This is a genomic window from Enterococcus sp. DIV2453a (assembly GCF_050533535.1).
In the GTDB taxonomy this organism is placed as follows: domain Bacteria; phylum Bacillota; class Bacilli; order Lactobacillales; family Enterococcaceae; genus Enterococcus; species Enterococcus faecalis.
On sequence record NZ_CP172899.1, the window covers coordinates 448,023 to 461,008 of the forward strand.

General features: G+C 35.9%; 11 protein-coding genes. 7 read left to right on the top strand and 4 right to left on the bottom strand.

Annotated features, from left to right (window positions below; genetic code table 11):
- Positions 1-117: 117 nt before the first annotated feature.
- The 7 genes from IGK03_RS02250 (at position 118) to IGK03_RS02280 (ending at position 7,581) form a co-directional block, all read left to right on the top strand.
- Positions 118-384 carry a phosphocarrier protein HPr gene (locus IGK03_RS02250; protein ID WP_002355551.1) on the top strand — a complete coding sequence of 89 codons (267 nt, stop codon included), beginning with the start codon at positions 118-120 and terminating at the stop codon, positions 382-384.
- Complete coding sequence (gene ptsP / locus IGK03_RS02255) at positions 384-2,111, top strand: phosphoenolpyruvate--protein phosphotransferase (RefSeq protein ID WP_002361251.1); 1,728 nt, start codon at positions 384-386, stop codon at positions 2,109-2,111. The genes IGK03_RS02250 and ptsP overlap by 1 nt, the downstream gene beginning before the upstream one ends.
- Positions 2,112-2,435: 324 nt before the next feature.
- Complete coding sequence (locus tag IGK03_RS02260) at positions 2,436-2,711, top strand: hypothetical protein (protein ID WP_025187913.1); 276 nt, start codon at positions 2,436-2,438, stop codon at positions 2,709-2,711.
- A gap of 75 nt (positions 2,712-2,786) precedes the next feature.
- Positions 2,787-4,769, top strand: coding sequence for a DUF1430 domain-containing protein (locus tag IGK03_RS02265; protein WP_010713886.1), 1,983 nt, complete (start codon positions 2,787-2,789; stop codon positions 4,767-4,769).
- A 3-nt stretch (positions 4,770-4,772) separates the two neighbouring features.
- A complete protein-coding gene (locus tag IGK03_RS02270) occupies positions 4,773-5,390 on the top strand; it encodes an ABC transporter ATP-binding protein (protein ID WP_002396972.1) in 618 nt (205 codons plus the stop codon).
- Between the two features lie 133 nt (positions 5,391-5,523).
- Positions 5,524-6,807 carry a trigger factor gene (gene tig, locus IGK03_RS02275; RefSeq protein ID WP_002355556.1) on the top strand — a complete coding sequence of 428 codons (1,284 nt, stop codon included), beginning with the start codon at positions 5,524-5,526 and terminating at the stop codon, positions 6,805-6,807.
- A 111-nt stretch (positions 6,808-6,918) separates the two neighbouring features.
- Positions 6,919-7,581, top strand: coding sequence for a hypothetical protein (locus tag IGK03_RS02280; protein WP_002355557.1), 663 nt, complete (start codon positions 6,919-6,921; stop codon positions 7,579-7,581).
- 46 nt (positions 7,582-7,627) lie between these two features.
- Here IGK03_RS02280 and IGK03_RS02285 read toward each other — a convergent pair whose 3' ends face one another.
- The 4 genes from IGK03_RS02285 to IGK03_RS02300 all read right to left on the bottom strand — a co-directional run bounded on the left by IGK03_RS02285 (position 7,628) and on the right by IGK03_RS02300 (position 12,938).
- Entirely contained in the window at positions 7,628-9,550 is a 1,923-nt protein-coding gene (locus IGK03_RS02285) for a PTS fructose transporter subunit IIABC (protein ID WP_002382993.1), read from the bottom strand.
- A 23-nt stretch (positions 9,551-9,573) separates the two neighbouring features.
- Positions 9,574-10,491, bottom strand: coding sequence for a 1-phosphofructokinase (pfkB, locus tag IGK03_RS02290; RefSeq protein ID WP_002363177.1), 918 nt, complete (start codon positions 10,489-10,491; stop codon positions 9,574-9,576).
- On the bottom strand, positions 10,488-11,240 hold the full coding sequence (locus tag IGK03_RS02295; RefSeq protein ID WP_002381250.1) for a DeoR/GlpR family DNA-binding transcription regulator: 753 nt from the start codon (positions 11,238-11,240) through the stop codon (positions 10,488-10,490). The genes pfkB and IGK03_RS02295 overlap by 4 nt, the downstream gene beginning before the upstream one ends.
- A gap of 138 nt (positions 11,241-11,378) precedes the next feature.
- Positions 11,379-12,938, bottom strand: coding sequence for a ClC family H(+)/Cl(-) exchange transporter (locus IGK03_RS02300; RefSeq protein WP_002368023.1), 1,560 nt, complete (start codon positions 12,936-12,938; stop codon positions 11,379-11,381).
- Between the last annotated feature and the right edge of the window lie 48 nt (positions 12,939-12,986).

The window sequence follows — 12,986 nt, forward strand, 5'->3', positions numbered from 1 at the left end:
AAATGGTAATCTTAGAAACTGAAAGGGTCTTTTTTCGAGTAGACGTTTGATTTTAGCGTATCAAGAAAGGAAAACCCTAACATAAAAATTTTTTATTTACGAAGGAGACCGATTTATATGGAAAAGAAAGAATTTCACATTGTAGCAGAAACAGGAATTCACGCACGTCCAGCTACTTTATTAGTACAAACTGCAAGCAAATTTAACTCAGATATTAACTTAGAATACAAAGGTAAATCTGTTAACTTAAAATCAATCATGGGCGTTATGTCTTTAGGCGTTGGTCAAGGTTCTGACGTAACAATCACTGTTGATGGTGCTGACGAAGCTGAAGGAATGGCAGCAATCGTTGAAACATTACAAAAAGAAGGATTGGCTGAATAATGTCTGAGATGCTAAAAGGGATTGCCGCAAGTGATGGCGTTGCTGTTGCTAAAGCTTACCTGCTAGTTCAACCTGACTTGTCTTTCAACAAAACTTCCGTAGAAGATACTGATGCAGAAGCAACTCGCTTAGACGATGCTTTAGCAAAATCTACTGAAGAGTTGCAAGCAATTCGCGACAAAGCAGCTCAAAGCCTTGGTGAAGCAGAAGCGCAAGTTTTCGATGCTCATTTAATGGTTTTATCTGACCCAGAAATGGTTGGTCAAATCAAACAAAATATCCAAGACAACAAAGTCAATGCAGAAGCTGCCTTGAAAGAAGTTACGGATATGTATATTGGTATGTTTGAAGCAATGGACGATAATGCTTACATGCAAGAGCGTGCAGCAGATATTCGTGACGTTGCCAAACGTATCTTAGCACATTTATTAGGTGTGACTCTTCCAAATCCTTCAATGATTAACGAAGAAGTAATCGTGGTTGCCCACGACTTAACACCTAGTGATACTGCACAATTAGACCGTACGTATGTTAAAGCCTTTGTGACAGACATCGGCGGACGTACTTCTCACTCAGCAATCATGGCTCGTTCGTTAGAAATCCCTGCAATCGTTGGTACAAAAGAAATTACTGACAAAGTAAAAGCAGGCGATATTTTAGCAGTGAACGGAATCATTGGGGATGTTATTATTGACCCAACAGATGCTGAAAAATCTGAATTTGAAGCAGAAGCAAAAGCTTATGCAGATCAAAAAGCAGAATGGGATAAACTAAAAAATGCAGAAACAGTGACAGCTGACGGCAAACATGTTGAGTTAGCTGCAAACATTGGTACACCAAAAGATTTAGAAGGCGTACACAAAAACGGCGGCGAAGCTGTTGGTTTATATCGTACAGAATTCTTATACATGGATTCATCTGACTTTCCAACTGAAGAGGACCAATACCAAGCGTATAAAGCAGTTCTTGAAGGAATGGAAGGAAAACCCGTTGTGGTTCGTACAATGGATATTGGTGGGGACAAAGAGCTTCCTTACCTAACATTACCACACGAAATGAACCCATTCTTAGGTTACCGTGCATTACGTATTAGCTTATCAGAACTAGGTGACGGCATGTTCCGTACACAAATGCGTGCATTATTACGTGCGTCTGTTCATGGTAACTTACGTATCATGTTCCCAATGGTTGCTACTTTGAAAGAATTTAGAGCAGCGAAAGCAATCTTTGAAGACGAAAAACAAAAATTAGTCAACGAAGGTGTTGAAGTTTCAAACGATATCCAAGTAGGTATTATGATTGAAATTCCAGCAGCTGCCGTATTAGCTGATAAATTTGCCAAAGAAGTAGACTTCTTTAGTGTTGGAACCAACGACTTAATCCAATACACAATGGCGGCAGACCGTATGAACGAACGCGTTTCTTACTTATACCAACCATACAACCCATCAATCTTACGTTTAATTAAAAATGTAATTGATGCAGCACATGCTGAAGGTAAATGGGCTGGTATGTGTGGTGAAATGGCGGGCGATCAAACAGCTGTTCCATTACTATTGGGTATGGGCTTAGATGAGTTCTCAATGAGTGCTACATCTATCCTTAAAACACGTAGCTTGATGAAACGTCTAGACACAACTAAAATGGCTGAACTTGCTGACCGCGCATTAAAAGAATGCGACACGATGGAAGAAGTCGTTGCATTAGTTGAAGAATATACAAAATAATTAAGCAACTGCAAAAAAACACCTCAATCTTTGATTGAGGTGTTTTTTAATACCTATTATAAGGAAATTGAATTTTTATTTTTTGATTAAATATATTTGGTTTCAAATATATTTAATCATTTTTTTACTGAATACTTGGGAAGAAAATAGCTGTTTTAAAAGCTATTTTAAAAATGGTTTTTTTTAGAAAAATTATTTTATTTAGATGGGTGTTATTATTAAGTTACTTTATCCTGTTGAATATTTTATTTTATAAAAAAAATATTTACAGATAAATTTAAAACAAGTATAATTGCTTTAAGGTTAAAGAAAGGAGTGTTTATGATGAAGAAAAAATTAGTTTTGTTGTTTGTTGCAGGAATGTTTTTGATCGGAAGTGCTTCAGCACTAGCAATGTCCTATAATACATTTTTTGGTGGAGTAACAGGAATGCCTGGTCGAGGAACGACCTATGCTCAATATTTACCAAGAGGTAAGCGAGCGTATGTTACAGCTTCTGGTAAAACTAAACTTACTCGTTATGCATATTCTGGAGGCAACGCTTCTGCAACAGTCTCTAGAGCATTTAGTGGCAATAAAGCATGGTGGGGCGTTTGGTAGTTTGATTGTAGGTTAATTTAATGAAAGTAGCTAAGGAAGCTTAGCTACTTTCATTTATTTGAAAAGAATAAACTAATGAAAAAAATATATAGGATACTTTTAATTATTTCTACTGTTTGCTTTTTATATACGTTATCAACTTTTATGATAGAAACGATTGATTTGGTTGTTCCAGATACAAAAACTACTGTTATAGTAGAAAACTGGGATAAAAAACGTACCTCCAATAAGATTTTTAAAGAGATAAAAAGCTATGCTCAGCAAAACCAGATTGATATTCATAAAATTAATTTTAGTGTCAATAACAAAGGTCAAACAGAGAAAAATATTTTTACGTTCTCACAAGGAAAAACAACTGAATTTTATTATGATAGTCAGCGTTTTCCTACCAAAACAAATTTTTATGATAGTAGCAAATTAACGAATGAAAATGTGTTAGGAATATATGTTTTAACAAGCATACCGCCTATTTCTATTAATCAGACCTTTGAAGAACTAGGCTTAGATGTTTCTATAGAACAATCTAATACAATCAAACTTTTATTTGGGATTTTAACAGATAACATAGGAATATTGTCCAGTGTTTTATTTTTATGTACAGCTTTATCAATTTTGGTTTATTATATCACTCAAATGAAAAAGGCAGGAATTTATCTGATTCATGGGCAAAGTATGTGGAAACATTTATTGAACAATTATTTTGTGGATATAGTTCTGACCACTATTGTCGTGAGTTTGTTTGTGATTCTTTATAACGTTCTATGGAAGTACTATTTGTTTGTTTGGCTTTTTATAGCATTGTTTTTATTTTTTATTTTGCTATTTGGCCATCTGTTTATTCAGACATCGTCGACTATTATGGAAAAATTAAAGGGAAAAAAACCATATCATTTGTTGTTAAATAGTAATTATATTTTAAAATTTTTACTTGTCTGTTTATTTGTAATATTGTTATTTACTTTGTTAAATGAACGAGAAACAGTAAAAGAACTACAAACAAGTTTGTCTAGATGGACACAAGTTGATGACTATTATACATTGACGATTGGAGCAGATAGTGACCTTTTACCAGGTAAACTGTTAACGCCAGAAAAGCAAAAACGTAAATCTCAAGAAATTAATCGACGAATGAAGCCTTTTATTGATTTTCTGGAAAATCATCAGGCTATTTTAGTTAATAATAATGAATGGCTACTGAAAGAAGGTTCGGGTGGTTCAGATTTATATCTAGATAAGGTTCCTTTTTTAGTGGTGAATAGTCATTTTCTAGATGTTGTAGAAGTAAAAGGTGACAAACATCAGCCAATTCAAAAATTATCTCAGGATAAAAATTATTTACTTGTCCCAGAGAACAGGAAGAATGAATTAGCTGTGATTCAATCAGAAGCAAAGGAACGAGTAGCTTTTTATCAAAACAAGAAGGTAGATTCGCTAAATGAAATAACAATCGAACAGCTCTTTTTGGCGAATAATCAAAAACTATTTAATTTTAATAGCTTAGAGCCTGAAGATACGTTATCTAAAAATCCAATTATTTTAGTTTTATCGCTTAAACAGTTAGGAGATGAATTGGATGTACTAATTTCGGAAATTTCGCAAGGACATTATCTATTTAAAGAACCTAAGTTAGTGAATCAAGAAATTAATTATCAAGGATTAACAAATGAATTTTCAGGTATTATTGCTTCTAAGGACACGGGCTTAGAAAAATTACAAAAGACTCAGTCGCAGATGCAGATTTTATCACTTTCATTAATAATACTAAGTATAGTCTTTGTTATTGTTGTTTTTTATACAAGTTTTACTTATCTAGAAGTAAATAAAAAGAAATTATTCTTACAGTACATTTTTGGGAAGTCTTTTGTTGAAAGGCATGGGCTTTATTTATTGGGGATGATATTAATTTCTTTTATTGCAATGATGATGATTACTTTTACTAATTTTCAAGTAATAAAAATTATTCCTTTCGTTTTATTTTTTGAATTGCTTTTTTTATTTCTTATTATTACAAGTGTCGAAAAAACAATTCGTCTAACGATTATAAAAAAGGAGAATTAATTTATGGAAATTCAAGCAACTAATATTAGTAAAAGATACAATCAATCTTGGGTTTTTGAATCGTTATCCTTTACAATATTTTCAGGTGAGATGGTCGCAATTGTTGGAGAAAGTGGTAGTGGAAAAACAACATTATTAAATTGTTTAGGTCAACTTGAAGAACTTTCTACCGGTGAACTATTAATTAATCGTGGAAAATTAACTAAGAAAAAGCGCCGTTATTTTTTTCAAAAGGATGCTGGTTTTTTATTTCAAAATTTTGCACTTATTGATAATGAAACAGTAAAAGAAAATTTGTATTTAGTGACGCAAGATGATGTAGCTATCGAAGAAGCATTAGAACAATTTAATATTGCTTCTTTACTCAATGAAAAAGTGTACACACTTAGTGGTGGTGAACAACAGAGAGTGGCTTTGGTTCGCCTTTTATTGAAACAACCTAAGATTATTTTTGCTGATGAACCAACAGCATCTTTAGATAAAGAGAATGGTATTTTAGTGATGAAAGCTTTAAAAGAGTTGAATAAACAAGGTAAGACAGTAATTGTTGTAACCCATGATCAAAATTTGCTAACTTATTTTGATCGTGTCCTTTATTTAACAGAATTAAAAAAACTTTGAGTTAGAAAATTTCAACTTTCAGCGCTTCTTCCCGCCTTAAATATTTACTTTTCCCCACAGATAGTGTACTATTTAAAGGTATGCATAAATAAAGTTTGATGTATAAAATTAAATGTTATTCGGAGGGAAACAAATGTCTGCGAAATGGGAAAAAAAAGGCACTAATGATGGTGTATTAACTTTTTCAATCGAACAAGCAGTAATCGAAAAAGGATTAACGCAAGCGTTCAATAAAGTGAAAAAAAACTTAAACGTACCTGGTTTCCGTAAAGGAAAAGTATCACGTACTGTTTTTAACCGTATGTATGGAGAAGAAGCGTTATACGAAGATGCGTTAAACGCTGTTTTACCAGAAGCATATGAAGCGGCTGTTTTAGAAGCAGGAATTGAACCAGTAGCACAACCAAAAATTGATGTTGAAAGCATGAATAAAGGGGAAGACTGGGTTATCACTGCTGAAGTAACTGTAAAACCTGAAGTAAAATTAGGCGAATACAAAAACTTAACAGTGTCTAAACAAGACCGTGAAGTAACAGATGAAGACGTGGAAGCACGTTTGAAACGCGAACAAGAATCTCAAGCTGAATTAGTAATCAAAGAAGATGCCGCTGCTGAAAATGGCGACACTGTAGTTATCGACTTTGAAGGCTTCTTAGGCGACGAAGCATTTGAAGGCGGCAAAGGCGAAAATTACTCATTAGAATTAGGTTCTAATTCATTTATTCCAGGCTTTGAAGACCAATTAGTTGGCAAAAAAGCTGGCGAAGAAGTAGAAGTAAACGTTACTTTCCCTGAAGATTACCAAGCAGAAGATTTAGCTGGTAAAGAAGCAGTTTTCAAAGTAACTGTTCATGAAGTAAAAGCAAAAGAATTACCAGAATTGGATGATGAATTTGCAAAAGACGTTGACGATTCAGTAGAATCATTAGACGAATTAAAAGAAAAATTCCGTAAAGAATTGACAGAAGCAAAAGAAGCAGCAGCTGAAGAAGCAAAAGACGAAGAAGCAATTCGTTTAGCTGTTGAAAATGCTGAAATCGTTGAATTACCACACGTAATGGTTCACGACGAAGTTCACCGTTCAATGGATGAATTCTTAAACAACATGCAACGCCAAGGAATTTCTCCTGAAATGTACTACCAATTAACTGGTTCTACAGAAGAAGATTTACACAAACAATTTGAAGGCGAAGCAGAAACACGCACAAAAACAAACTTAGTGATTGAAGCAGTTGCCAAAGCTGAAAACATCGAAGTAACACAAGAAGACATCGATGCTGAAGTGAAAGATTTAGCAGAACAATACAACATGCCTGAAGCGCAAGTACGTAAAGTATTAAACAACGACATGTTAGAACACGATATTCGTATGAAACGTGCTGTTGAAACAATTACTGAAACAGCTGTTGAAAAATAAACATTTTTAATAAGCTCTTCATTCGATAGAGTTTTCTAAAACTGTAGATGGAAGGTGTCTTTCATCTACAGTTTTTTTCATATAAAATAACTTTTGAAAGGGTGTGTCAAAATGGATAAAAATTATTCGAAAATTAAATATGGATTAGTGGTGTTTGGCATCTTATGCTTGACATACAATCTCTGGGAATTTTTTACGGCTAAGTATTCAACAAAACAAGGTGTGACGTTTGTTATCGAATGTTTACTTGGAATTGGGCTGATCTTTTTACCAGATCTTGTCAATAAATTTTTAAAAATTATTATGCCACCGACTATCGTTTATTTTTACTGGTTTTTCTTATTTATTTCAGTATTCCTAGGAACTTCGTTGCATATGATTTCAATCATTTCGTTCTGGGATAAAATTTTACATTTTGTTAGTCCGATGCTGTTAACTGCTGTGGGTTATGGTATTGCTGCTTTCCTATTGAAGAAAACGAAGTACGCCGATGTTTCCCCGTGGTTATTTTTATTATTTGGGTTTGCATTTGCAGGGCTTTGTGGCGTCTTCTGGGAATTCTGGGAATTTATCTGCGATTCATTAGGGAACATGAACTTACAACGCTATAATATGTCCAACGGCCAACCATTTATTGGGCGTGCTGCTTTAATGGATACGATGGGGGATTTATTTACCAATACCCTTGGGGCCTTTGTGATGGGCGTGTACACGTATATCAGAAGCAAAGGAAATCCTGAGTATTTAGAAAATTATGCGATAAAGAGAAAATAATAAAAAAGCGATTCAACCATGGTTGAATCGCTTTTTTGCTGTTTTTTTAAGCAGGTACTTCGACAGGTTTTTTCAAAAGTCCGTAGACAATTCCTGAAATAATCGCCCCAATTAAGATGAACAATAGATATAGTAATGGATTACTTAATAGGAAGACGACGAAGATTCCTCCATGTGGTGCTAATAATTTGATACCAAACGCACCAACCAACGCACCAGTAAAGGCAGAACCTACCACGAAACTTGGAATCACACGTAATGGGTCAGCTGCTGCAAAAGGAATTGCCCCTTCAGTGACAAAAGAAAGGCCCATTACAATATTGGTTAAGCCGGCATCTTGTTGATCTTTTGTAAATTTATTTTTAAATAAACGAGTTGCTACGAAAATTGCTAATGGAGGAACCATTCCGCCAGCCATTACAGAAGCCATGACCACGCTGCCACCTTCTGCAACAGTACTTGCTAGCGTAGCTGTACCGAAAACATAAGCAGCTTTGTTAACTGGTCCACCTAAGTCGATGGCCATCATACCAGCTAATAAGGCACCAAGTAAAGCTGCATTTGTGCCATCTAAGCCAAGTAGGAAATGATTTAACGCATCATTAATTGCTTTCATTGGGATGTTAATGACTAACATTAATAAGCCTGTAATAATCAAACCAAAAACTGGATAGAATAAAATGGTTTTAATTCCATCTAATGATTTTGGCAAGCCTTTGAAAACTTTACGTAAAAGAACCACTACATAACCAGCTAAGAAACCACCGATTAGGGCCCCAAGGAACCCAGCGCCTCCAGCGTTTGCTAACGCACCAGCGGCGAAACCAGCAACTAAGCCTGGACGATCCCCAATACTAGAAGCAATAAAACCAGCTAAGACAGGTAACATAAAGCCAAATGCTGCGCCACCAATTTGGTTAAACCAGCTAGCTACGTCATTGTAATTACCTAAATTGGCTAATTGATCTTGAGGAACCCCGATAAATTGATCAATCATAAAGGAAAGAGCAATGGCAATTCCGCCACCAATAACGAAAGGTAACATATGAGAAACACCATTCATTAAATCTTTATAGATACGAGAACCGATTGAACCTTCCGCTGAATCCTCTTGGTCGCTTGCAGCCGAGTCACTGCCATGGAAAGTAGGAGCTTCACCACTAATGGCTAAGTTAATTAGTTCTTCGGTTTTACGAATTCCATCACTGACGGGACGATTGACTAATTTTTTACCATCAAAACGATTCATTTCTACTTTTTTATCGGCTGCGACAATCACGCCATCAGCACGAGCAATATCTTCAGCAGTTAAACGATTTTTAATTCCTTCTGAACCGTTTGTTTCTACTTTAATGTCTACGCCCATTTCTTTTGCTTTTTTCTTCAGCGCATCTTCAGCCATGTAAGTATGAGCAATTCCTGTAGGACAAGCAGTCACAGCAATAATATATTTACGATTGCTTTCTGGTGCTGGCGTTGTTTGTTCTTGTTCTGCTTTTTCTTCCGCTTCTTTTTGATCTTCTGCTGCTTGGAAAAGAGCTTGTACTGCTTCTGGAGTTTCCGCTTCTTTCAATTTGCCAACAAAGTCTGGATCGATAAGTAATCGAGAAAGGGCCGCAAGCGCTTGGAGATGTGTATCATTGGCGCCTTCTGGAGCAGCAATCATGAAGAATAGATAAGTAGGTTGTCCATCTAGTGCTTCATAATCAACACCTTTTTTACTTTTAGCGAAAAGAACTGTCGGTTCTTTTACGGCACTATTTTTTGCGTGAGGCATAGCGATGCCGTCGCCTAAACCAGTCGATGTTTGTGCTTCGCGTTTTAAAATTCCCTCTTTGTAAGTGTCAATGTCAGAGATGCGGCCACCATCGTATAATTTTTGGACCATTTCATCAATCGCGCCTTTTTTATCAGTAGCTTGTAAATCCATAATCATGACATCTTTTATTAATAAATCATTAATGTTCACTCTATTTTCCTCCCTTAGTGGATTTATTCTGAAATTTTTTCAATTGTTACTTCGTGAATAAGTTCTTGGATAAAATCTTCTGAGGCTAAATCATCAGAAAATGCGGTCGCGCTACCGCAAGCGACACCCCATTTGAAAGCCTCTAAAGGATCTTGTGTTTTTGAAAAGTTGCCAATAAAACCAGCAATCATTGAGTCGCCAGCGCCGACAGAATTTTTCAGTGGACGTTTTAAAACGTTGGAACGATAAACACCTTCTGTTGTGAAAAGTAATGCACCATCACCAGCCATTGAGATAATTACGTGTTGCGCTCCTTCTTCTAGTAACCGATGTCCATAAGGTAAAATGTCTTCAACACTTGTAAAGGTTGTATGATATAATTCTGCCAACTCATGATTATTTGGCTTGACCAATAAAGGCTTTTGTGACAAAGCGTTCATTAAATCTTCACCTGTTGTATCAATAACAAATTCTGCGCCTTTTTCCTTCACAATTTGGATTAACTCTTCGTAAAATCCTTTGCGTAGAGAAGCAGGTGTACTTCCTGAAAGAACAACAATATCACCAGCCTGAACACGACTAACTGCTTGTTTTAGTTCTTGAATTTCTTCGTTTGTTAGAGCAGGTCCTAAGCCGTTAATTTCTGTTTCAGTATCTGATTTCAATTTAATGTTGATTCGTGTATCAGCAGACACGGGAGTGAAATTCGTTTGGATTTCTTCTTTTTTCAACCAATCAGCAATGAATGAGCCTGTAAAACCACCTAAAAAACCTAAGGCAGTGGATTCTGTCTCCATACGTTTTAAAATACGTGAAACGTTGATTCCTTTGCCGCCAGGTAATTTAAAATCATTCGTCATCCGATTTAAATCACCAATTTGTAGATGATCGACATGAACGATAAAGTCGATAGAAGGGTTTAAAGTCACTGTGTAAATCATTTGTTTGCCTCCATTAAAATAGTTTTTTGCTGGAATCCTTGAAGTGATTCAGCAGGGCAGTAGTCAGTTAGTAAAGTAACTGACTCTAATTCTTCCACTTTGGTAAACGTTACTTCATTAAATTTTGTATGATCCAGTAAAACATAGGCTGTTTCTGCTTGATGAATAGCCAAGGCTTTTAGCGCTGCTTCTTCGGGATCAGGCGTTGTTAAACCAAACTCTAAATGTGCGCCGTTAGTTCCTAAAAAAGCTTTGTTAAAACGAAAATGTTGTAGCTGTTCCATACTAGTGGCACCAATGATTGCTTTAGTGGAGAGCTTCAAAGTACCACCAAGCATAATAGTGGGAATTTCCATATCGCTAAGTTTTGCAGCGTGATGCACGGAATTCGTCACTACATGGATTTGTTTCCCAACTAAAAAAGGGATCATTTCTAACGTGGTTGAACCAGCATCTAAATAGATCATATCGCCATCTTGTACACAACTAGCGGCTAAAGAAGCAATCTTTTGCTTTTCGTGCGTGTTTTTGATTGATTTTTCCGTCATGTTTTGTTCAAAGCCTAAATTAAGAATACGCTTAGCGCCGCCGTGAATGCGTTCTAACAAATTGGCGTCTTCTAATTCTTGTAAATCGCGGCGGATTGTGGATTCTGAAGCATTGAACAAGCTAGCAAGTTCTTGCGATTTGACGACTGATTTTTGATCTAACAATTGTAAAATTTTTTGATGTCGTTCTTCCGTAAGCATTTTCATCCCTCATTTCATGGATATAATAGCACAAATGAAAACGCTAATCAATCTAAAACGGTCAAAAACATTCAAAAAAATTAAAAAACAGTCATAAGAAAAAAAGAAAGCTGCTGAACTCAGGTTCAGCAGCTTTCTTTAATTCACTAAATCATTCGGTAAAGTTTTTTGATAAATCTCTTTTTTGACTTGGTAAGCGAGTTTTTCATCGGTCAAAATAATGAGCACATCGCCAACATGCATAACAGTATCACCATGTGTTAAAATTTCCGATTCACCACGGCGAATGGAAGTGAGCAACATTTGTTTAGGCCAGACAAAATCACGTACCATCGTATCATCTAAGGAACTTTCTGCAGTGATAGGTAATTCAATAATCGTTTTGTGGCCACGAATATTACTTACTTTAGAAGGAACCAAACGTTCTAATAAGCTTTCATAAATTGGCTTGCCGCCAAGACTATCGATGGTAATATAACTAACTAAAGCGACAACCCCTAAAGACATTAAATGAGAAAAATTGCCGACCATTTCTGTTACTAAAATAATTGCTGTTAACGGTGCTTTACCAATCGCAGTAAAATAACCAGCCATGGCAAAAATTAAAAAGTTTTTCACAAAAATTGGATCCATCCCTACGTATTGGACAAGTAGACTGCCATACAATGTTCCGATAATGGCACCTAAAGTTAGAATAGGCAAGAAAATACCACCAGGGAGATTCGAACCGTAAGAAACCATTGAAAAAACAAAACGTAAAACCAGTAAGCCGACTAAAGCCCAAATCGTGGCCGGTTGATTGCCTAAAGCTAAAACAATTTGATTCCCACCGCCAAGTAAATGTGGAAAGAAATAACCAATCGGTAAAATCAAAATAAAAGGAATAAAACCATAATAATTAGAAGAAAGGCCTTTGATTTTTCCATATACTTTTGGTAAGGACAACAATGTTTTTTGATATATCCAACCTAATAATCCTAGCAAAACGCCCAGCAGGACTAATGTCCAATAGTACTCTAAAGGCAAAGATTTAACGGGACCAATATAAAGGACTGGCTGCAATCCGAAGAAATGCAAAGAAACAAAGTTAGCGGAAATGGCCGCAGAAAAAGAGGTTAACCAAACTAAAGGTGAAAAGGAATGGTGAACCTCTTCTAGAACAAATAAAAGTCCTGCGATTGGTGCATTAAAAGCGGCGGCTAAACCAGCACTGGCACCACTACTGATTAAAATTTTTTCTTCAGACTTGGTGCTTTGCCGCCATTGACTATAGCCTTGTCCAACCACTGCACCTAGTTGAATTGAAGGACCTTCACGTCCCAAAAATAGCCCAGGACTAATCGCTAAGATCCCACCGATAAATTTTTTCCAAAGCACTGGAAACCAATGAATTTCTAATTGACCTTGAAGTTGTCCCTCCACTTGGGGAATGCCACTGCCTTTAATTGCTGGTTCGCTTTTGATCAGTCGTCCTAATAAATAAGCAAGCACGAGAGAAAATAAGAACCAAGGAATCATCCAAAAGGGTTTTTCGTGAAACGTTTGATACAGATGCACGACTTGTTCGCCAATTTTTTCAATGCCTAAGCGAAATAAGCTGACAACAAAGCCGACCAAAATTCCGACGACGATGCCTTTAAGGATAAAGCCGATTCGGGTACCATCTAATTGTTTAATTTCATGTACATCATTATTCATTTCATTTTTAGCCTCCATCACTACTTACTAATGTACTGCGGTTTGACT